Source organism: Pseudomonas soli, from assembly GCF_900110655.1.
Classification (GTDB): domain Bacteria; phylum Pseudomonadota; class Gammaproteobacteria; order Pseudomonadales; family Pseudomonadaceae; genus Aquipseudomonas; species Aquipseudomonas soli.
The window spans coordinates 19756-40543 of sequence record NZ_FOEQ01000015.1; the positions used below are offsets into that span (position 1 = coordinate 19756).

The window sequence follows — 20788 nt, forward strand, 5'->3', positions numbered from 1 at the left end:
CTTACAGCAGCGAACGACCCTTGTTGGCCGCGATGCGCATACGCAATGCATTGAGCTTGATGAAGCCTGCGGCATCAGCCTGATTGTAAGCCCCGCCGTCTTCCTCGAAGGTCGCGATGTTGGCATCGAACAGCGAATCGTCCGACTTGCGACCCACGACGGTGACATTGCCTTTGTACAGCTTCAGGCGGACAACACCATTCACGTTGAGCTGCGAGGCATCGATCATCTGCTGCAGCATCAGACGCTCCGGGCTCCACCAGTAGCCGGTGTAGATCAGGCTGGCGTACTTGGGCATCAGCTCATCCTTCAGGTGAGCGACTTCGCGATCCAGGGTGATCGACTCGATGGCGCGGTGAGCCTTGAGCATGATGGTGCCGCCCGGGGTCTCGTAACAACCGCGCGACTTCATGCCGACATAGCGGTTCTCGACGATGTCCAGGCGACCGATGCCATTGGCGCCGCCAATGCGGTTGAGGTCGGCCAGCACGGTGGCCGGGGTCTTCTCGACGCCGTCGATGGCGACGATGTCACCGTTGCGGTAGGTCAGTTCGATGTAGGTGGCCTGGTCCGGGGCGTTCTCCGGAGAGACGCTCCATTTCCACATGTCTTCCTCGTGCTCGGTCCAGGTATCTTCCAGGACACCGCCTTCGTAGGAGATGTGCAGCAGGTTGGCGTCCATCGAGTACGGCGACTTCTTCTTGCCGTGGCGCTCGATCGGAATGCCATGCTTCTCGGCGTAGTCCATCAGCTTCTCGCGGGACAGCAGGTCCCACTCACGCCATGGCGCGATGACCTTGACGCCAGGCTTGAGCGCATAGGCACCCAGTTCGAAACGCACCTGGTCGTTGCCCTTGCCGGTAGCACCGTGGGAAATGGCGTCGGCGCCGGTTTCGTTGGCGATTTCGATCAGGCGCTTGGCGATCAGCGGGCGGGCGATGGAAGTACCGAGCAGGTACTCGCCTTCGTAGACGGTGTTGGCGCGGAACATCGGGAAGACGAAATCACGCACGAACTCTTCGCGCAGGTCGTCGATGTAGATTTCTTTCACGCCCATCGCCTGGGCCTTGGCGCGGGCCGGCTCGACCTCCTCGCCCTGGCCGAGGTCAGCGGTGAAGGTCACCACTTCACAGTTGTAGGTGTCCTGCAGCCACTTGAGAATCACCGAAGTATCAAGGCCGCCGGAATACGCCAATACGACCTTTTTTACGTCCGCCATGCCATCACTCCACGGGGTTGTACGGAAAGCCGATGATTCTACCGGCCTTGCCGAAAAATTTACAATGGGGCGACAGCTTGTGACGACAAAGCGACAGGAATTGTCGAGAGCGCGACCCGCTGTCGCACTCAGGATTTCGCTGGAGCGGGCTGGGCGGAAGCGGCCGCAGGCGTCGCAGGCGCAGGTGAGGTAGCCGCGGGTGCCGGGGCCGCCGGCGCAACCGGTGGCGCCGGTTTCTCCAGCGGTTTCTCGACCGGTGTCACGCGCTCGAGCTGGATGTTCACCCGGCGGTTACGCGCCCGATTGGCGGCAGAGTTATTCTTGGCCAGCGGATAGCGCTCGCCGTGGAAGCGCACGGTGATCTGCTCTTCCGGCACGCCATGGGCCTTGAGGTAGTCGGCAACCGCCAACGCCCGTCGACGCGAGGTGTCGCGGTTGGTCAGGCGGTTGCCGCTGTTGTCGGAGTGGCCGTTGAGCTCGATGTGATTGACCGTCGGATCGGCCTTCAAATAATCGAGCAGCACATCCAGGCGCGCACGCGCCGAGCTGTCCAGTTCGATCCCGCCTCCGGGGAAACCAACCTGGGTCTGGCGGATCTGGTCATAGTTCATCGGCAGCAGCTTGGCGGCGCACAGTTGGTAGTCGCTGTAGGCCTTGGCGAAGCTGACGGGCATTACCTGCACTTGCATCGGCCGGCCACCCTCGCCCCGGTAGTTGCGCACCACCGTGCTGCGCCCATCGAGCAGGCCATTGATCAGGCGGCTGGCTTGCCCTTGGCTGGAGGTGAACAACACGCCAGTGCGGGCCATGTGCACCGCACCGAGGTTGATATCGCCCCGCCCTGGCTGCCAGGGGGCCGCGGCGGCCAGCAAGGTCGCTGACCCTGCGCCGAGGACATTGCTGTCCGAACGTAGCTGGAACGTCGGTTGTTCGCCGGCACGGCGCACGAACTCGCCGCTGCCGAAACCGTCGATCGGCTGGATCAGGCGACATTCGAACTGGTCACCCTCGACTTTCCAGGCGACGTTCTCCACGCGGGTCTGGAAGGTCATGGCCCCGGCCGGCAGGCTGGCGACAAGGGTGAACAGGGCTAGGTAACGCTGGCGCACGGTCGGCTCCACTGATTCTGACGGCTTACCTGAATGCTATCGGACGCCTGTCGGAAAACTTGATAGCCGTGCTCGAACAGGGGTTTTCCGGTAGCATTGGCTTCTGAGTTCGACCCGCCTGGAATCTCCAATGTCCGATCGCCTGACCCTCCTGCGCCCCGACGACTGGCACATCCATCTGCGCGATGGTGCCGTCCTGCCTCACACCGTTGGTGACGTGGCGCGCACCTTCGCCCGCGCCATCATCATGCCCAACCTGGTTCCGCCGGTGCGCAACGCCGGCGAGGCCGACGCCTACCGCCAGCGCATCCTTGCCGCACGCCCCGCCGGCAGCCGCTTCGAGCCACTGATGGTGCTGTATCTTACCGACCGCACCAGCCCGGAAGACATCCGCGCCGCGAAGGCCAGCGGGATCGTGTACGCCGCCAAGCTGTACCCGGCCGGCGCGACCACCAACTCCGATTCGGGCGTGACCAGCATCGACAACATCCTCCCGGCAATCGAGGCACTGGCCGAAACCGGCATGCCCTTGCTGGTGCACGGTGAGGTAACGCGCAGTGAGATCGACGTGTTCGACCGCGAGAAGCGCTTCATCGACGAGCACATGCGCCGCCTGGTCGAGCGTTTCCCGACCCTGAAAGTGGTGTTCGAACACATCACCACCAGCGACGCCGCGCAGTTCGTCACCGAGGCGCCGGCCAATGTCGGTGCCACCATCACCGCCCAGCACCTGCTGTACAACCGCAACCACATGTTGGTCGGCGGTATCCGCCCGCATTTCTATTGCCTGCCGATCCTCAAGCGCAACACCCACCAGGTTGCGTTGCTGGATGCCGCGACCAGCGGCAACCCGAAGTTCTTCCTCGGTACCGACTCAGCGCCTCACGCCAAGCATGCCAAGGAAGCCGCCTGCGGCTGCGCCGGCTGCTATACCGCCTATGCCGCCATCGAGTTGTATGCCGAGGCGTTCGAGCAGCGTAACGCCCTGGACAAGCTCGAAGGCTTCGCCAGCAAGCATGGCCCTGATTTCTACGGCCTGGCGCGCAATACCGACACCATCACCCTGGTGCGTGAGCAATGGACCGCGCCGGACAGCCTGCCCTTCGGTGACACCACCGTCATTCCCCTGCGCGCTGGTGAAACACTGCGCTGGCGCCTGCAGGAGGACCACGCGTGAGCGAAGATCTTTACGAAGACGACCAGGACAGCCAGGTCAGCAGCGGCTCGCGCCATCCGATGGCCGAGCGTTTCCGCGGCTACCTGCCTGTGGTGGTGGATGTCGAGACCGGTGGCTTCAACAGCGCTACCGACGCGCTGCTGGAGATTGCCGCCGTCACCATCGGCATGGATGAAAAGGGCTTCCTGTTCCCCGAGCACACCTACTTCCATCGGGTCGAACCGTTCGAGGGAGCCAATATCGAGGCCGCCGCGCTGGAGTTCACCGGCATCAAGCTCGATCACCCGCTGCGCATGGCGGTGAGCGAGGAAAGCGCGCTGACCGATATTTTCCGCGGCGTGCGCAAGGCGCTGAAAGCCAATGGCTGCAAGCGGGCGATCCTGGTGGGGCACAACAGCAGCTTCGACCTGGGTTTCCTCAATGCTGCGGTGGCGCGCAACGATATCAAGCGCAACCCGTTCCACCCGTTCTCCAGCTTCGACACCGCCACCCTCGCCGGCCTCGCCTACGGCCAGACCGTGCTGGCCCGAGCTTGCCAGAGCGCGGACATCGACTTCGACGGCCGTGAGGCGCATTCGGCGCGTTACGACACCGAGAAGACTGCAGAGCTGTTCTGCGGCATCGTCAATCGCTGGAAAGAGATGGGCGGCTGGCGCGATTTCGACGATTGAGCTGCGAGCCACAAGCTTCAAGCGACAAGAAAGAGCTGTCTGCATGCGCCGTGCTTTTCACTTGTAGCGTGCAGCTTGAAACTTGAGGCAAAAAAAAACCGGCCACCAGGGCCGGTTTTTTATGCACTTGGCAAATTACAGCTTGCCAGCGTTCTCGCTCAGGTAAGCCGCGACGCCTTCCGGCGAAGCGTTCATGCCCTTGTCGCCTTTCTTCCAGTTGGCCGGGCAGACTTCGCCGTGCTCTTCGTGGAATTGCAGGGCGTCGACCAAGCGCAGCAGCTCGTCCATGTTGCGGCCCAGCGGCAGGTCGTTGACGATCTGCGAGCGGACAACACCATTGGTGTCGATCAGGAAGGCGCCACGGAAGGCCACACCGCCTTCGGACTCGACGTCGTAGGCCTTGCAGATTTCGTGGGTCATGTCAGCCGCCAGGGTGTACTTGACCTGGCCGATGCCGCCATTGTTGACCGGGGTATTGCGCCAGGCGTTGTGGGTGAAGTGCGAGTCGATCGACACGCCGATCACTTCAACGTTGCGCGCCTGGAAGTCAGGGATGCGGTTGTCCAGAGCGATCAGCTCGGACGGGCAGACGAAGGTGAAGTCCAGCGGGTAGAAGAACACCAGGCCATACTTGCCCTTGATGGCCGAGGCCAGGTTGAAGCTGTCGACGATTTCGCCGTTGCCCAGCACGGCTGGAACGGTGAAGTCCGGGGCTTGTTTGCCAACGAGTACGCTCATTCGATCTCTCCTGATGAGGGGGGAAAACCTTGTCCGGGCGGAACGCGTTCCCCCGGATCCAACAAAGGCTGACCATCATACACAGCTTTGCGTGACAGGCCGAATCTCTACCATCGGTCGCTCTGGCGCGGGCCTTACACAAAGTGTTTTGACAACCATTCTCATTACTATTACTCTCCAACCCATCGAATCAACCTGCGATGGTCAGCCTTTATGTATGTGTGTCTTTGTGTCGGTGTCACCGACGGACAGATCCGCGATGCGATCTACGAAGGATGCTGCAGCTACAAGGAAGTTCGAGCCGCCACCAGTGTTGCCAGCCAATGCGGCAAATGCGCCTGCCTCGCCAAGCAGGTGGTACGCGAAACCCTCACCGAGCTGCAACTGAGCCAGCAGGCCGCCCTGCCCTACCCCGTTGAATTCAACGCGGCGTAATGCCCCCCAAATTCGAAGAACCGGACCTAGTGTCCGGTTTTTTTATGCCTGCAATTCAATAAGTTAGCGCTCGAACGCGGTTCACAAACATTCTTATTCCGATTAATTTTCATTTATTATTCAATCACTTAGGTTTGACACAGATAGTTGCGAGGCTCAAACTTGTTTGCATTGGCTCAACTTCTACAGGTCAGACCCCATCATGAAAGGCGACGTAAGCGTCATCCAGCATCTCAACAAGGTCCTCGGAAACGAGCTGGTCGCAATCAACCAGTACTTCCTGCATGCGCGCATGTACGAAGATTGGGGCCTGAATCGGATCGGTAAACTCGAGTACAAAGAGTCCATCCAGGCGATGAAGGATGCAGACAAGCTGATCAAGCGCATCCTCTTTCTCGAAGGTATTCCCAACGTCCAGGACCTGGGCAAGCTCATGATTGGCGAGCACACCAAAGAGATGCTCGAGTGCGACCTGAAGCTCGAGAAAAAGGCTCACGTCGACCTGAAAGCCGCCATCGCCCATTGCGAAACCGCTGGCGACTTCGGTTCGCGCGACGTGCTCGAGGACATCCTCGAGGACCAGGAAGAGCACATCGACTGGCTGGAGACTCAACTGGGCCTGATCGACAAGATCACTATCGAGAACTACCTGCAGTCGCAGATGGGCGAAGAGTAACTGCAAGACCGACGACAACAAAAAGCCCCGCTATTGCGGGGCTTTTGCATCCTGGCAAGGAACGCCGGAATCAGGCCTCGGAAGCCTTGGCCTTGGCGGCCGCATCCTTGATCAGGGTCTGCAGTTCACCATTTTCGAACATCTCGATCATGATGTCGCTGCCGCCGACCAGCTCACCCGCCACCCACAGTTGCGGGAAGGTAGGCCAGTTGGCGTACTTGGGCAGGTTGGCGCGGATTTCCGGGTTCTGCAGGATGTCGACATAAGCGAACTTCTCGCCACACCCCATCACGGCTTGCGAAGCCTTGGCCGAGAAGCCGCACTGCGGGGCATTCGGCGAACCTTTCATGTAAAGCAGAATGGTGTTGTTGGCGATCTGCTCTTTGATTGTATCGATGATATCCATGAAGCACCTCGGCTGAACTTTCCGACTGGGTCGTCGGCACGGTGACGCATTGTATCGGAAAGCCGAGCGGCGTGCTCGGCCTTGCCGATGCTCAGGCGGCCTCCACTTGCACAGGTACGCCATTGAGGGCGGCGTTGCCGGATACGCCATCACGCAAGTGCTCGTCGGTCAGGTCATTGGCACTCACGCCCGGCTGTGCACCGGCCACCTGCAAGCGCGCGCCCTGGCGCCCGTGACCGTAGCCGTGGGGCAGGCTGACCACCCCTGGCATCATCTCCTCGCTAGCTTGGACAGGCACTTCGATCACGCCCGTGCGTGAGCGGATCCGCACCATCTGCCCGTCTTGCAACTGGCGGTGGAGCAGATCATCCGGATGCATCAGCAGATGATGCCGCGGTTTGCCTTTGACCAGCCGATGATAGTTGTGCATCCACGAATTGTTGCTGCGCACGTGGCGGCGGCCGATCAGCAACAACTGGCCTGCCGTCGGCGCTGCCTGCCGGGCCAGACGCTGCAGGTCACCGAGCAGTACCGCCGGTGCGGCTTCGACTTTGCCGCCAACCGTGCGCAAGCGTACCGCCAGGTTGGCACCCAGCGGCCCTAGATCCAAGCCGTGGGGGTGCTCATCGAGCATCTGCAGGGAAAGCTTCCAGGACGACTCGTCACCATAGGGGCCCTTGCGCAAGGCAAAGTCGATCATCCGTGCCGGTGGCAGGGTCGCCTTGAGCTCGACCTGCGCACGCTGGGCAAAGGCCTCGGCCAGGCCTACGAAAATCTCCCAGTCATGCAGCGCCCCCTCCGGTTTGGGCAGGATCGCCCGGTTGAAGCGGGTGACGTTGCGTACCGCCAGCAAGTTGAAGGTGGAATCGTAGTGGTCATTCTCCAGCGCCGAGGTGGAGGGCAGGATCAGGTCAGCATGACGCGTGGTTTCGTTGATGTAGAGGTCGATGCTGAGCATGAACTCCAGGCCGGCCAAGGCCTCGTCCAGACGCCGCCCGTTGGGCGTGGACAGCACCGGGTTGCCGGCCACGGTCACCAACGCCCGTACCTGCCCGTCACCGGGCTCGAGGATCTCCTCGGCCAAGGCCGAGACCGGTAGCTCACCAGCATATTCGGGCAACCCCGAGACGCGGCTGCGCCACTGGTCGAAGTGGCCACCCGAGGTGCTGGCGACCAGATCGACCGCCGGCTCGGTGCATAACGCACCGCCAACCCGATCAAGGTTGCCGGTGACCAGGTTGATCAATTGCACCAGCCAGTGGCACAACGAGCCGAAGGCCTGGGTCGATACCCCCATCCGGCCATAGCACACCGCTTTGTCGGCGGCGGCGAAGTCCCGCGCCAATCGGCGGATTTCCTCGGCCGGGATGCCGCACAACGCGCTCATGCTGGCGGCATCGAACGGCAGGATCGCCTCGCGCACCTGCTCCAGGCCATTGATCGGCAGGTGCGAACCACGGGCCAGGCCCTCGGCGAACAGGGTATGCAACAGACCACACAACAGCGCTGCGTCGCCACCGGGGCGAATGAACAGGTGCCGATCGGCCAGTAACGCCGTCTCGCTGCGCCGCGGATCCACCACCACCAACTGCCCGCCCCTGGCCTTGAGTACCTTCAGGCGTTTTTCCACATCGGGGACGGTCATGATGCTGCCATTGGAAGCCAGGGGATTGCCGCCAAGAATCAGCATGAACTGCGTGTGGTCAATGTCCGGAATAGGCAACAACAGGCCATGGCCGTACATCAGGTGGCTGGTCAGGTGCTGCGGCAGCTGGTCCACCGAGGTGGCCGAGAAGCGGTTGCGGGTCTTGAGCAGGCCGAGGAAGTAGTTGCTGTGGGTCATCAAACCATAGTTGTGCACGCTGGGATTGCCCTGGTAGACCGCCACTGCGTTACGTCCATGGGCTTGCTGCACCGCCCACAGCCGCTCTGCGGCGAAGGCGAAGGCCTCGTCCCAGCCGATCGCCTGCCACTGGTCACCGATGCGCCGATGAGGCTGGCGCAGGCGGTCAGGGTCTTCCTGGATATCCTGCAGGGCGACCGCCTTGGGGCAGATGTGGCCGCGGCTGAACGGATCCTGCGGATCGCCCTTGATCGAGCTGATCCGCGGCGGTCCCTCTGCCTCATGGGTGATTTCGATGTTCAGGCCACAAATGGCCTCGCACAGGTGACAGGCTCGGTGATGCAGGGTCTTGGTCATGGCCGCCTCTGCCTTGTTGTTCTGGAGGTTCGACTATGCGCCGCACCAACCGGGCTTGCCAGCGCGCTTCGCGGCATGAATCGGGCGACATCAGGCCGACGATTCGCGACGATGAATTTGCCAAAATCGAGGTAAGCCGTGTACAACCTCTGTAGCAAATAAAAAACAGCTGCTCGCCAAAGGCTTACGACACCCTTTGACACAGAGGCGCTGTTTCCCCTCTTGGTTTAAGGCGACATTTAATTATAGTATTGCGCCTTTCCCTATTCCGTCCGCCCCGTGCGGCTTACGCCGCAGGTCACTCCCGTTGTCAACAAAACCCATACGGTCGACCTGCAAAACGTTGCAGATAAGGTAGTCAATCATGAGCGCTAGGCACTTTCTCTCCCTGCTGGATTTCACCGCTGACGAATTGCTCGGCGTGATCCGTCGCGGCATCGAGCTGAAGGACCTGCGTAAACGAGGCGTGCTGTTCGAGCCGTTGAAGAACCGCGTGCTGGGGATGATCTTCGAGAAATCCTCGACCCGTACCCGGGTATCGTTCGAAGCGGGCATGATCCAGCTTGGCGGCCAGGCGATCTTCCTGTCGCCGCGCGACACCCAGCTGGGCCGCGGCGAGCCGATCGCCGACAGCGCCATCGTGCTGTCGAGCATGGTGGATGTGGTCATGATCCGCACGCACGCCCACAGCACGCTCACCGAATTCGCCGCCAATTCGAAGGTGCCGGTCATCAATGGCCTGTCCGACGAATCGCACCCCTGCCAGTTGCTGGCAGACATGCAGACCTTCTTCGAGCACCGTGGCGCGATCCAGGGCAAGACCGTGGCCTGGGTCGGCGACGGCTTCAACATGTGCAACTCTTATATCGAAGCTGCCGTGCAGTTCGATTTCCAATTGCGCATCACTTGCCCTGAAGGCTACGAGCCCGATCCGCGCTTCCTGCAATTGGGCGGCGACCGCGTGCAGATCATCCGTGATCCGAAGGAAGCCGTGCGCGGCGCCCACCTGGTAACCACGGATGTCTGGACTTCCATGGGCCAGGAAGAGGAAACTGCACGCCGCCTGGCGCATTTCGCGCCTTACCAGGTCACCCGCGAACTGCTCGACCTGGCGGCACCCGACGCCCTGTTCATGCATTGCCTGCCCGCCCACCGTGGCGAGGAAATCAGCCAGGACCTGCTCGATGACCCCCGCTCGGTCGCCTGGGACGAAGCTGAGAACCGCCTGCATGCGCAGAAGGCCCTTCTGGAATTTCTTGTAGAACCGGCTTACCACCACGCATGAGTCAACAGCTACTGCTCAACCTGCGCAACCTGGCCTGCGGCTATGGCGCGCAGCGCATCGTCCAGAACCTCAACCTGCACCTCAACGCGGGCGACATCGGTTGCCTGCTAGGGTCGTCCGGTTGCGGCAAGACCACCACGCTGCGCGCCATCGCGGGGTTCGAGCCGGTGCACGAGGGCGAGATCCAGCTGGGAGGCGAGGTCATCTCCCGCGCCGGCTTTACCCTGGCTCCAGAGAAACGCCGGATCGGCATGGTGTTCCAGGACTACGCACTGTTTCCCCATCTGACCGTCGCACAGAACATCGCCTTCGGCATCGCCAAGCATCCGCGCCAGGCTATGGTGGTCGAGGAGATGCTCGAACTAGTCAAGCTGGCCGGCCTCGGCGGGCGTTACCCGCACGAACTGTCGGGTGGCCAGCAGCAACGCGTGGCACTGGCCCGGGCGCTTGCGCCGGAGCCACAGTTGCTGTTGCTTGACGAGCCGTTCTCCAACCTCGACGTGGAGCTGCGCCGACGCTTGAGCCATGAGGTCCGTGATATTCTCAAGAGCCGAGGCACCAGCGCCATCCTGGTCACCCACGACCAGGAAGAAGCCTTTGCCGTCAGCGATCACGTAGGGGTGTTCAAGGAGGGGCGCCTGGAGCAGTGGGACACGCCCTACAACCTCTACCACGAACCGCAGACCCCGTTCGTCGCCAGCTTCATCGGCCAGGGCTACTTCATTCGTGGCCAGATGAGCAGCCACGAAGCAGTAAGCACCGAACTCGGCGAGCTTCGCGGCAACCGAGCCTACACCATGGCACCCGGCAGTTCGGTGGACGTGTTGCTGCGCCCTGACGACATCATCCACGCTCCAGACAGCACGTTGCGAGCGCAGATAATCGGCAAGAGTTTCCTTGGCGCTTCAACCTTGTACCGCCTGCAGCTTCCCACCGGCAGCCAGCTTGAAGCGATCTTCCCCAGCCACAACGACCACCCGCTCGGCCAACAGGTCGGTATTGCAGTGGCGGCCGAACACCTGGTGTTGTTCGCGGTGCCCGGCAGCGTTGCCGCGCAGCTGACGCGCCAGGAGAGCGGTGTGCGACGCATCAGCTCGGCGCTGTAGGATTTGACAAGCATTATGGGGCATGCCCGCTTTCGCATACCGCTACAACGGTGCGGAAGCGGACTTGCTTCGCGAACGGCTTGAATCACAGCACCAAGGTGCCAGAGGCTACCAACCGGGCCTGCCCACCAATCTTCACCCGCTGCCCCTGCAGTCGGCAGAACAGCTCCCCACCACGTGCGGAGAGCTGGAACGCGTGCAATTGCGACCTGCCAAGGCGTGCCGCCCAGTAAGGAATGAGCGAGCAGTGAATCGAACCGGTGACAGGATCCTCGGGGATTCCGATACTCGGTGCAAAATAGCGCGACACGAAATCGTGCTCTTCACCAGGCGCCGTTACGATTACGCCCAAACCCGGCAGTCTTGCCAACGCCACCATGTCTGGCGCGCAGGCACGCACGGCTTGCTCAGAAGCCAGTACAACCAGCAGTTCCTTGGTCTGGTAAACCTCCTGTACCTCGCACCCCAGCGCCTCGGCCACGGCCACCGACTCAGCCATGGGCTGAGGATCAATGCGCGGGAAATCGAGCCACAGGCGGCCCCCTTCACGCGCCACGCTCAATGGACCGGACAGGCTTTGAAAGTCCAGACGAGGCTTCTGCTCACCATAGACCTCGAACAGAACATGGGCACTGGCGAGGGTGGCATGACCGCACAGCGGCACTTCGGTTGCGGGGGTGAACCAGCGAATCCGGTAGCCCTCTCCTTCAGCGACCACGAACGCAGTTTCGGCGAGGTTGTGCTCGGCGGCGATCTGCTGCATCAGCGCATCGTCGAGCCACTGTTCCAGGTGGTAGACCATGGCCGGATTGCCGGCGAAGGGCCGGTCACTGAACGCATCGACCTGGTGAAAATGCAGTTGCATGCCACGACTCCTGTGTAGGGCGCAAAGGCCACGAGCATGGAGCAAGGCGTCTGGACCGAACAGTGACAGAGTCGTGGAATTTGAATCAGTACAGATGATCAGCCACGGCCGATCTCGGCGAACTGTGCCTGGGTATGGGCAGCGAGCACTGCTGCGGCGAGTTCCACCTCCAGGCCGCGGCGGCCAGCGCTAACATGAATCGTTTCATGTTGTTGCGCGGATTGATCGATGAAAGTGCGCAGGCGCTTCTTTTGTCCCAGCGGGCTGATCCCGCCAACCAGGTAGCCCGTGGCGCGCTGGGCAGCCTGGGGGTCGGCCATTTCGCATTTCTTCACGCCGGCCGCATGGGCCAACGCCTTCAGATCGAGCGTTCCACCCACCGGCACCACTGCCACCAGCAGCTCACCTTTTTCGCTGCTGGCGAGCAGCGTCTTGAACACGCGCAATGGGTCAAGGCCGAGCTTTTCCGCAGCCTCCAGACCGTACGATGCGGATTTCGGATCATGTTCGTAGCTGTGCACGCGGTGTTCGGCACGCGCCTTTTTCAATAGGTCCAGGGCGGGGGTCATCAACGGCTCCAGGCGATCACAAGTCGCCCGGTACTTTAGGGTAAATCCGCCGGGGCAGCCAGCGCAGGACCCAGGCTAGAGCACCGGCCTTGGGTTCACCGCGCGGCACGGCAGTCAGAATGTGGCTGAACGTTCATTTTCGACCTTTGACATCAGCGTTTCTTGTCTATATTTTTTCGTTTATGAATAAATGGTGCACCTATAAGGTGCGCCTCCTGTACCCGCCCGGCGTCAATGGGGATCGACTCCGGGCTTTTTGCTGTCGAGCGCCCAGCGCCTCACAACAACAAGAACCGAGGTCATACATGACGACTGCTCTACGACAACCCACGCTTTCCGCCCAGTGCCTGGCCGAATTCCTCGGCACTGCCCTACTCATCTTCTTCGGTACCGGCTGTGTTGCCGCGCTCAAGGTCGCCGGGGCCAGCTTCGGCCTGTGGGAAATAAGCATCATCTGGGGGGTCGGCGTGAGCATGGCGATCTACCTCACTGCCGGTGTGTCCGGCGCGCACCTGAACCCGGCGGTCAGCATCGCGCTGGCCGTGTTCGCCGGCTTCGACAAGCGCAAGCTGCCGTTCTACATGCTCGCCCAGGTGTGCGGCGCATTCTGCGGCGCCGCGTTGGTGTACTTCCTGTACAGCAATCTGTTCTTCGATTTCGAACAAAGCCACGCCATGTTGCGCGGCAGCCAGGCCAGCCTCGAACTGGCCTCGGTGTTCTCCACCTATCCGCACCCGGCGCTATCCACCGGCCAGGCGTTCCTGGTCGAAGTGATCATCACCGCCATTCTGATGGCCGTGATCATGGCCCTGACCGACGACAACAACGGCCTGCCCCGTGGCGCCACCGCGCCCCTGCTGATCGGCCTGCTGATCGCCGTGATCGGCAGCGCAATGGGCCCGCTGACCGGGTTTGCGATGAACCCGGCGCGCGATTTCGGGCCTAAACTGATGACCTTCCTGGCCGGCTGGGGCGAAGTTGCCTTCACCGGCGGGCGCGATATTCCGTATTTCCTGGTGCCGGTGTTCGCGCCGATCCTCGGCGCCAGCCTGGGCGCGGCCCTGTACCGCGGGCTGATCGCCCGCAATTTGCCGACGATACAAGCCGCGGCTCAACAGACAGACGATAATCCTCAGGGCGACACCCAGGTTTCCTGATGCCAACGCCGGGCCCGGGCTGACACCCGGCGCCCGCCACGCCCTGAACTACCCCCTATTCGTGCAAGGCCACCGACATGACCGATACCCTGGACAAGAACTACATCATCGCCCTGGACCAGGGCACCACCAGTTCGCGCGCCATCATCTTCGATCGCGACGCCAACGTGGTGGGCACCTCGCAGCGTGAATTCGCCCAGCACTACCCACAGGCGGGCTGGGTCGAGCACGACCCGATGGAAATCTTCGCCACCCAGAGCGCGACCATGGTCGAGGCCCTGGCCCAGGCCGGCATCAGCCACGCCCAGGTCGCCGCCATCGGCATCACCAACCAGCGCGAGACCACCGTCGTCTGGGACAAGGAAACCGGGCGCCCGGTGTACAACGCCATCGTCTGGCAATGCCGGCGCAGCACCGAGATCTGCGCTCAGCTCAAGCGCGACGGCCATGAGCAATATATCCGCGAGGCAACCGGCCTGGTCACCGACCCGTACTTCTCCGGCACCAAGCTCAAGTGGATCCTCGATAACGTCGAGGGCGTGCGCGAACGCGCCGAGCGTGGCGAGCTGCTGTTCGGCACCATCGATACCTGGCTGATCTGGAAATTCTCCGGCGGCAAGGTGCATGTCACCGACTACACCAACGCCTCGCGCACGCTGATGTTCAACATCCACAGCCTGCAATGGGACGAAAAGCTCCTCGATATCCTCGGCATCCCAAGCCAGATGCTGCCCGAGGTTCGCCCGTCGTCCGAAGTCTATGGCCACACCAAGAGCGGCATTGCCATCGCCGGTATCGCCGGTGACCAGCAATCGGCGCTGTTCGGCCAGATGTGCGTGGAGCCCGGCCAGGCCAAGAACACCTACGGCACGGGCTGCTTCCTGCTGATGAACACCGGCGACAAGGCGGTGCAATCGTCCCACGGCCTGCTCACCACCATCGCCTGCGGCCCGCGTGGCGAAGTGGCCTACGCCCTTGAGGGCGCGGTCTTCAACGGTGGCTCCACCGTGCAGTGGCTGCGCGACGAACTGAAGATCGTCAACGACGCCTACGACACCGAGTACTTCGCCAGCAAGGTCAAGGACAGCAACGGCGTCTACCTGGTGCCAGCCTTCACCGGCCTGGGCGCGCCCTACTGGGACCCGTACGCCCGGGGCGCGCTGTTCGGCCTGACCCGTGGCGTCAAGGTCGACCACATCATCCGTGCCGCCCTCGAGTCGATCGCCTACCAGACCCGCGACGTGCTCGACGCCATGCAGCAGGACTGCGGCCAGCGCCTGTCCGAACTGCGCGTGGACGGTGGCGCGGTAGCCAACAACTTCCTCATGCAGTTCCAGGCCGACATTCTCGGCACCTGCGTCGAGCGTCCGAAAATGCGCGAAACCACAGCACTGGGCGCAGCCTACCTGGCGGGCCTGGCCTGCGGTTTCTGGAGCGGCCTGGACGAGCTGCGCGACAAGGCGATCATCGAGCGCGAGTTCAGCCCGCAGTTGGACGAAGCGGCCAAGGAGAAGCTGTACAAGGGCTGGCGCAAGGCCGTGGATCGCACCCGCGACTGGGAAGATCACGACGCCTGAAGCTATGAAGTCGGGGCCGCTGCGCGGCCCCGACTGAGCAACGGCCTACTGGTCGCCATCCCCTTCCTGCGGCATCATTGCAGAATTTGTCCGGCTGCCCCAAAGGACCGCCCATGAATCTGCCCCCACGCCAACAACAAATTCTCGAGCTCGTCCGCGAACGCGGCTATGTCAGCATCGAGGAAATGGCGCAGCTGTTCGTCGTCACCCCACAGACCATCCGCCGCGATATCAACCAGCTCGCCGAAGCCAACCTGCTGCGCCGCTACCATGGTGGGGCCGCTTACGACTCGAGCATCGAGAACACCGCCTACGCCATGCGCGCAGACCAGATGCGCGACGAGAAGCAACGCATCGCCGACGCCGTGGCCCGGCAGATTCCCGACCATGCCTCGCTGTTCATCAACATCGGCACCACCACCGAATCCATCGCCCGCGCCCTGCTCAACCACAATCACCTGAAAGTCATCACCAACAACCTGCACGTGGCGGCGATCCTGGCGGCCAAGGACGATTTCGAAGTGCTGGTGGCCGGCGGCACGGTACGCCGCGACGGTGGCGTGGTTGGCCAGGCAAGCGTCGACTTCATTAATCAGTTCAAGGTCGATTTCGCCGTGGTCGGTATCAGCGGCATTGACGAGGACGGTAGCCTGCTGGACTTCGACTACCAGGAAGTACGGGTATCCCAGGCCATCATCGCCAATGCCCGCCAGGTGCTGCTGGCGGCGGACTCAAGCAAGTTCGGGCGCAATGCCATGGTTCGCCTGGGCTCGATCAGCCTGGTCGACTGCCTGGTGACCGACCAGGCACCTTCCCCGGCCCTGACCCAGTTGCTCAACCAGTACAAGATTCGCCTCGACGTGGTTTGAGACCGCCCGCCTCGCCTATTGCAAGCAGTCGGGTCGAGCACCGTCCTGGCGGCGCTTGATCTTCCTGCCTTGCAAATCGATCACCCTGCCTTTTCGAAAATGTTCATTTCCCTGTCATCCGATCAGTTTTTTCTATGAAGACTGACTGGCCGCCGCCTGTTCATTAGGCTACTATTTTCGCAAACGAACATTGATGTTCACATTCGCTGTGAACAGCCCCAGGAGGCCTTGCCCGTGTCCCAGCCCGTTTCGTCCCAGCCCCCCCTCCAAGACTGCTACGACCTCGCCGTTATCGGCGGTGGCATCAATGGCGTGGGCATTGCTGCCGATGCCGCCGGGCGTGGCCTCAAGGTGTTCCTTTGTGAAAAGGATGACCTGGCACAACACACCTCCTCGGCCAGCAGCAAGCTGATCCACGGTGGCTTGCGCTACCTGGAGCACTATGAGTTCCGCCTTGTACGCGAAGCCCTGGCCGAGCGTGAAGTGCTGCTGGCCAAGGCGCCGCACATCGTCAAGCCCATGCGCTTCGTGCTGCCGCACCGCCCGCACCTGCGCCCCGCCTGGATGATCCGCGCTGGTTTGTTCCTCTACGATCACCTCGGCAAGCGCAAGCGCCTGGGTGCTTCGCGCAGCCTGCGCTTCGGCCCGGGTTACCCGCTCAAGCCGGCCATCACCCGCGGTTTCGAATATGCCGACTGCGCGGTGGATGACGCCCGCCTGGTAGTGCTCAACGCGATGGCCGCGCGTGAACAGGGCGCGCAGATCCGCACGCGCACCCGCTGCCTGCGCGCCGAACGCATCGATGGCGTGTGGCAGGTGGAATTGCAGAACGCCGATGGCAGCCTGCAGACCATTCGTGCCCGCGCCTTGGTCAATGCTGCCGGCCCCTGGGTGGCCAGCTTTATCAAGGACGACTTGAAGCTCGACGCGCCCTACGGTATCCGCCTGATCCAGGGCAGCCACCTTATCGTGCCGCGTCTGTACGAAGGCGAACATGCCTATATCCTGCAGAACGAAGACCAGCGCATCGTTTTCTGCATCCCGTACCTGGACCGTTTCACCCTGATCGGCACCACCGACCGCGAATACAGCGGCGACCCGGCCAAGGTGGCGATCACCGAGCAGGAAACCGATTACCTGCTGAATGTAGTGAACGCCCACTTCAACCACCAACTGAACCGCAGCGACATCCTGCACACTTACTCCGGGGTGCGTCCGCTGTGCAACGACGAGTCGGACAACCCGTCGGCGGTGACCCGTGACTACACACTGGCGTTGTCCGCAAGTGAAGGGCAGGCGCCGCTGCTGTCGGTGTTCGGGGGCAAGCTGACCACCTACCGCAAGCTGGCCGAATCGGCCATGGCCGAACTCAAGCCGTTCTTCACCCAGATGCGCGGTAGCTGGACTGCCGATGCGCCATTGCCAGGCGGTGAAGACATGAGCACTGCTCAGGCACTCGCCGCAGACATACAAGCCCGTCACGGCTGGTTGGCACCAGATATCGCCAAACGCTGGGCAATTACCTACGGCAGCCGAGCCTGGCACCTCCTTGACGGTATGAACGGACCAGAGGACCTGGGCCAATCCATCGGGGGCGGACTGTTCAGCCGAGAAGTGGATTATCTTTGCCTGCAGGAATGGGCGCTGGACGCCGAAGATATTCTTTGGCGCCGCACCAAGCTGGGCTTGTTCACAAGCTTCTCGGAGCAACAGGCTCTCGCCACCTATCTGCGGGCTCGCTCCGAACAGGCTTGCGCCGCTTGAAAGCATCCCATGCGCCCCGCGATGGGCGCCCAGGAGCGATTGCGCAGGTATTCAGGAATACAGACGCTGGTAGACCTCACGGGCCAGCGTCCTGAGCAAGCGGCGCTCGGCGAGCTCGAACTCGTACATCAGTGCGTTGCTGCGTAGCGTGAAGGTCCAATCATCAATCCGGCTTTGCTCGACATCCGCCTCCAGCGCTTCCATGCGCAACCGCAGAGGTTCAGCCAACGCAGCGAATCGAGAAGCGTAGCGCTCGCGCACATGGGCCGCCCAGAACGGGCGCTGTGCAGTCGACTCGATCAACGCATCTGCCGTTTCAGCGCCCAATACCTGGTCTTGCGCACGGAGCACGTCACTGGTAGTCACCCGGGCGTGACCTTGGTAATGCATTGAGTCCGACTCCAGCGGCAAGCCGAGTGGGTGTAGCAGTTTGTAACGATAGAAAAACCTTACCTCAATCTCATCTACCGGCAGGCTGGCCTCACGCATTCGCTCAACGTGCCGGGCCGCGATGCGGTCCACCTCATCCAGGCGGAACAACGATCGCCCAAGGCGCATCAGCCGATCCTCGACATCAACAGCAGGTACACCACTGACTGCTCGCTCGACCAGTACGCCAAGCTCCAACTGGCTGAGAATCAACAGCAGGCCGTCTTCGCAGGTGCGCTGGCCGGAAGCCGCTCGCTTATGAAACGTGAAAAGAAGCCGCGAAAGGTCTTGTCGCGCAGCCGTTCGGCCAGCGCGTCGTACAGCGCCTGCCAAGAGTCATGACGCGCAACGGGTGATAGCGGATCGCCAGGAATCCAGGCGATCACACCTAGTAAAGGCGCATCAAGCTCCTGCCGCACCTCCAGTGTCACCACCCCCCTCACGCATTTACCGAGCAGGTAGAGTTGGCGCGGCATGATGACGCCTGGCAAGGTAGGCACGATCGGCTTGGGCGCAGTTACTGGCAACAAGTGAAGATAACTTTGCTCATCCAGGTTCCCCTTGAGTGTGGCAATGCGCACAGCTACCTCAAAGTGACTGCGCAGGCTCTCCTCGAAACGTCGATGCAGCCGCTGCGCAGCCTCTCCAGGAAGGTCGCCTGGCTGATCGGATGGCACCAGGTGCTGATTGAGAAGCGCCTGGTAGCGCCCCCCTATGTCCACTTGTCGACACAGCCCTGCGAAAGCTTCGAATCCCAGCGGCAGCACACGGCCGGACTTTGCATGCAATTGCCCCTTGCGCCTAAGCCCAGGCCGGGTTTCGGTGACATGGAAATTGTGCAGGGCGGCAACCAACAGCGTGCGGATGGAAGAACGCTCGTAGCTTGGTCGATAAAGGCTAGGGGCTACCGTCGGTAAACTGAATTGCTCGACGATGCGTACTGTGCTGCGTCGGACATCGGGGCTGGCAACGCCACGCGCGCGAAGCGCAGGCTCCAGCAGTTGCTCAGCAAACTTTTCCAGCGAAGGAATACCGTCCAATACCTGCTTAAGCGCGCTCGACGCCGCCTCCTGTCGACGTAGCGCGAGGCGCAACGACAGCAAGTGATGCACGCCGTGCCGAGTCATCCACACAGGTAGTTGCCGTGCAATCAGTCCATCGATCGAATGCGGGAAAAACGGCGCGACTGTCATGTCAGGGTCCTTGACGAGATGAGAATCTCAGTACACCACTCGCGCTTGAGAAAGACCCTGTACATAGTTGCCACTTTCCATTGGCCACCTCGCAAACCGATAACAATTCGTTCGGAACACCGAACGCCAAAGAGAGATCCGTTCGGGAACCCGTCTGCTACGAGCTAAGTTTCACCGCGTCAAAAAAGATTAATACTCAGCATTTTCACAGCGTTATGATGATTATCAGGGCTTGGCACGACTCATGCTCTACACTTGGAAGCCGAATGCACCCGCTTCATGCTGTATTCGTTGAACGAAGAGTCCGCCAACGGCTCCATAAAAAAAACAAACACGTCGAGGAAAATTTGATGCGCATCGTTCGTCAATTGCTGGGCGCCGCCATCGCGGCCGCTGTCATCGCATCGCCGGTCATGGCTGAAGAGCTCACCGGTACCCTGAAGAAGATCAAGGATTCGGGCACCATCACCCTGGGCCACCGCGACTCTTCCATTCCGTTTTCCTATCTGGCAGGCAGCACTGCGCCCGTGGGTTACTCCCACGACATCCAGCTGGCCGTCGTCGAAGCCCTGAAGAAGCAACTGGGCACCGACATCAAGGTCAAGTACAACCTGGTCACTTCGCAAACCCGCATCCCGCTGGTGCAGAACGGCACCGTGGACCTTGAGTGCGGCTCCACCACCAACAACGTCGAGCGCCAGCAGCAGGTCGGCTTCTCGGTGGGCATCTTTGAAGTCGGCACCCGCCTGCTGACCAAGGTCAAGGATGGCCAGCCATCCTATAAAGACTTCCCGGACCTGGCCGGCAAGAACGTGGTAACCACCGCCGGTACCACCTCCGAGCGCATCCTCAAGGCGATGAACGCCGACAAGCAGATGAAGATGAACGTGATCTCCGCCAAGGACCACGGCGAAGCCTTCAACATGCTCGAAAGCGGCCGCGCCGTGGCCTTCATGATGGACGACGCGCTGCTGGCCGGTGAAATGGCCAAGGCCAAGAAACCGTCCGACTGGACCATCACCGGTACCCCACAGTCGTACGAAATCTACGGCTGCATGGTGCGCAAGGACGACCCAGCCTTCAAGAAGGCAGTCGACGAAGCCATCGTCGCCTACTTCAAGTCGGGTGAAGTCAACAAGAGCTACGACAAGTGGTTCCAGCAGCCAATTCCGCCAAAGGGCCTGAACCTGCAGTTCCCGATGAGCGACGAACTGAAGAAGCTGATCGCCGAGCCGACCGACAAGGCCGCGGACGAGAAGAAGTCCTGACCTCCGGCAAATAGTGGCCTGAAGCGCATCCGCGCGAATCCATCCAACAGGCCACCTAGTTAGTGTCTAACCTTT

At 61.6% G+C, this 20788-nt stretch carries 20 protein-coding genes; 11 read left to right on the top strand and 9 right to left on the bottom strand.

From position 1 onward, the window contains the following. Nucleotide 1: 1 nt before the first annotated feature. The gene (locus BMY03_RS23475) at nucleotides 2-1219 is read right to left on the bottom strand and encodes an argininosuccinate synthase (protein WP_023630754.1); all 1218 of its coding nucleotides are present in this window, start codon (nucleotides 1217-1219) and stop codon (nucleotides 2-4) included. A gap of 128 nt (nucleotides 1220-1347) precedes the next feature. Then, nucleotides 1348-2328, bottom strand: a complete 981-nt coding sequence (locus tag BMY03_RS23480; RefSeq protein WP_094012396.1) for a flagellar protein MotY — start codon at nucleotides 2326-2328, stop codon at nucleotides 1348-1350. Between the two features lie 130 nt (nucleotides 2329-2458). Here BMY03_RS23480 and pyrC point away from each other — a divergent pair, with 130 nt between their 5' ends. Together pyrC and rnt are read left to right on the top strand one after the other, a co-directional pair. Then, a complete protein-coding gene (gene pyrC, locus BMY03_RS23485; RefSeq protein WP_038706662.1) occupies nucleotides 2459-3505 on the top strand; it encodes a dihydroorotase in 1047 nt (348 codons plus the stop codon). Between the two features lie 59 nt (nucleotides 3506-3564). Further along, nucleotides 3565-4176, top strand: coding sequence for a ribonuclease T (gene rnt, locus BMY03_RS23490; protein ID WP_236661015.1), 612 nt, complete (start codon nucleotides 3565-3567; stop codon nucleotides 4174-4176). Between the two features lie 135 nt (nucleotides 4177-4311). On the opposite strand, the gene BMY03_RS23495 is transcribed toward rnt, so the two are convergent. Beyond that, nucleotides 4312-4914: a peroxiredoxin gene (locus tag BMY03_RS23495; protein WP_023629028.1), complete on the bottom strand. Its 603-nt coding sequence runs from the start codon at nucleotides 4912-4914 to the stop codon at nucleotides 4312-4314. 213 nt (nucleotides 4915-5127) lie between these two features. On the opposite strand from BMY03_RS23495, the gene BMY03_RS23500 reads away from it, so the two are divergent. Together BMY03_RS23500 and bfr are read left to right on the top strand one after the other, a co-directional pair. Beyond that, nucleotides 5128-5349 carry a bacterioferritin-associated ferredoxin gene (locus BMY03_RS23500; protein ID WP_038706663.1) on the top strand — a complete coding sequence of 74 codons (222 nt, stop codon included), beginning with the start codon at nucleotides 5128-5130 and terminating at the stop codon, nucleotides 5347-5349. A 202-nt stretch (nucleotides 5350-5551) separates the two neighbouring features. Further along, entirely contained in the window at nucleotides 5552-6025 is a 474-nt protein-coding gene (bfr, locus tag BMY03_RS23505) for a bacterioferritin (protein ID WP_023629026.1), read from the top strand. Nucleotides 6026-6095: 70 nt separating this feature from the next. Here bfr and grxD read toward each other — a convergent pair whose 3' ends face one another. Both grxD and BMY03_RS23515 read right to left on the bottom strand, forming a co-directional pair. Continuing rightward, nucleotides 6096-6431 carry a Grx4 family monothiol glutaredoxin gene (grxD, locus tag BMY03_RS23510; protein ID WP_031314504.1) on the bottom strand — a complete coding sequence of 112 codons (336 nt, stop codon included), beginning with the start codon at nucleotides 6429-6431 and terminating at the stop codon, nucleotides 6096-6098. Between the two features lie 91 nt (nucleotides 6432-6522). Beyond that, a complete protein-coding gene (locus BMY03_RS23515; protein WP_094012397.1) occupies nucleotides 6523-8631 on the bottom strand; it encodes a molybdopterin oxidoreductase family protein in 2109 nt (702 codons plus the stop codon). A gap of 364 nt (nucleotides 8632-8995) precedes the next feature. Here BMY03_RS23515 and argF point away from each other — a divergent pair, with 364 nt between their 5' ends. Next, nucleotides 8996-9916, top strand: a complete 921-nt coding sequence (gene argF / locus BMY03_RS23520; RefSeq protein ID WP_038706664.1) for an ornithine carbamoyltransferase — start codon at nucleotides 8996-8998, stop codon at nucleotides 9914-9916. Continuing rightward, a complete protein-coding gene (locus BMY03_RS23525) occupies nucleotides 9913-11022 on the top strand; it encodes an ABC transporter ATP-binding protein (RefSeq protein WP_023629021.1) in 1110 nt (369 codons plus the stop codon). The genes argF and BMY03_RS23525 overlap by 4 nt, the downstream gene beginning before the upstream one ends. A gap of 85 nt (nucleotides 11023-11107) precedes the next feature. Here BMY03_RS23525 and BMY03_RS23530 read toward each other — a convergent pair whose 3' ends face one another. Together BMY03_RS23530 and ybaK are read right to left on the bottom strand one after the other, a co-directional pair. Beyond that, nucleotides 11108-11887, bottom strand: a complete 780-nt coding sequence (locus tag BMY03_RS23530) for a PhzF family phenazine biosynthesis protein (RefSeq protein WP_038706665.1) — start codon at nucleotides 11885-11887, stop codon at nucleotides 11108-11110. 98 nt (nucleotides 11888-11985) lie between these two features. Next, on the bottom strand, nucleotides 11986-12456 hold the full coding sequence (ybaK, locus tag BMY03_RS23535; protein ID WP_023629020.1) for a Cys-tRNA(Pro) deacylase: 471 nt from the start codon (nucleotides 12454-12456) through the stop codon (nucleotides 11986-11988). A 305-nt stretch (nucleotides 12457-12761) separates the two neighbouring features. Here ybaK and BMY03_RS23540 point away from each other — a divergent pair, with 305 nt between their 5' ends. The 4 genes from BMY03_RS23540 (at nucleotide 12762) to glpD (ending at nucleotide 17823) form a co-directional block, all read left to right on the top strand. Next, a complete protein-coding gene (locus BMY03_RS23540) occupies nucleotides 12762-13613 on the top strand; it encodes an MIP/aquaporin family protein (protein ID WP_023629019.1) in 852 nt (283 codons plus the stop codon). Nucleotides 13614-13690: 77 nt separating this feature from the next. Beyond that, nucleotides 13691-15190: a glycerol kinase GlpK gene (glpK, locus tag BMY03_RS23545; protein ID WP_046854445.1), complete on the top strand. Its 1500-nt coding sequence runs from the start codon at nucleotides 13691-13693 to the stop codon at nucleotides 15188-15190. 113 nt (nucleotides 15191-15303) lie between these two features. Beyond that, nucleotides 15304-16059 (top strand): DNA-binding transcriptional repressor GlpR, encoded by a 756-nt coding sequence (gene glpR, locus BMY03_RS23550; protein WP_023629017.1) that lies wholly within the window; start codon nucleotides 15304-15306, stop codon nucleotides 16057-16059. 234 nt (nucleotides 16060-16293) lie between these two features. Next, nucleotides 16294-17823, top strand: coding sequence for a glycerol-3-phosphate dehydrogenase (glpD, locus tag BMY03_RS23555; RefSeq protein WP_023629016.1), 1530 nt, complete (start codon nucleotides 16294-16296; stop codon nucleotides 17821-17823). A gap of 51 nt (nucleotides 17824-17874) precedes the next feature. Here glpD and BMY03_RS23560 read toward each other — a convergent pair whose 3' ends face one another. Continuing rightward, the gene (locus BMY03_RS23560) at nucleotides 17875-18465 is read right to left on the bottom strand and encodes an NEL domain-containing protein (protein ID WP_232888003.1); all 591 of its coding nucleotides are present in this window, start codon (nucleotides 18463-18465) and stop codon (nucleotides 17875-17877) included. Beyond that, the gene (locus BMY03_RS26715) at nucleotides 18462-19445 is read right to left on the bottom strand and encodes a dermonecrotic toxin domain-containing protein (RefSeq protein WP_232888002.1); all 984 of its coding nucleotides are present in this window, start codon (nucleotides 19443-19445) and stop codon (nucleotides 18462-18464) included. The genes BMY03_RS23560 and BMY03_RS26715 overlap by 4 nt, the downstream gene beginning before the upstream one ends. A gap of 350 nt (nucleotides 19446-19795) precedes the next feature. On the opposite strand from BMY03_RS26715, the gene BMY03_RS23570 reads away from it, so the two are divergent. After that, nucleotides 19796-20713 (top strand): glutamate/aspartate ABC transporter substrate-binding protein, encoded by a 918-nt coding sequence (locus BMY03_RS23570; protein ID WP_031314503.1) that lies wholly within the window; start codon nucleotides 19796-19798, stop codon nucleotides 20711-20713. Nucleotides 20714-20788: the final 75 nt, after the last annotated feature.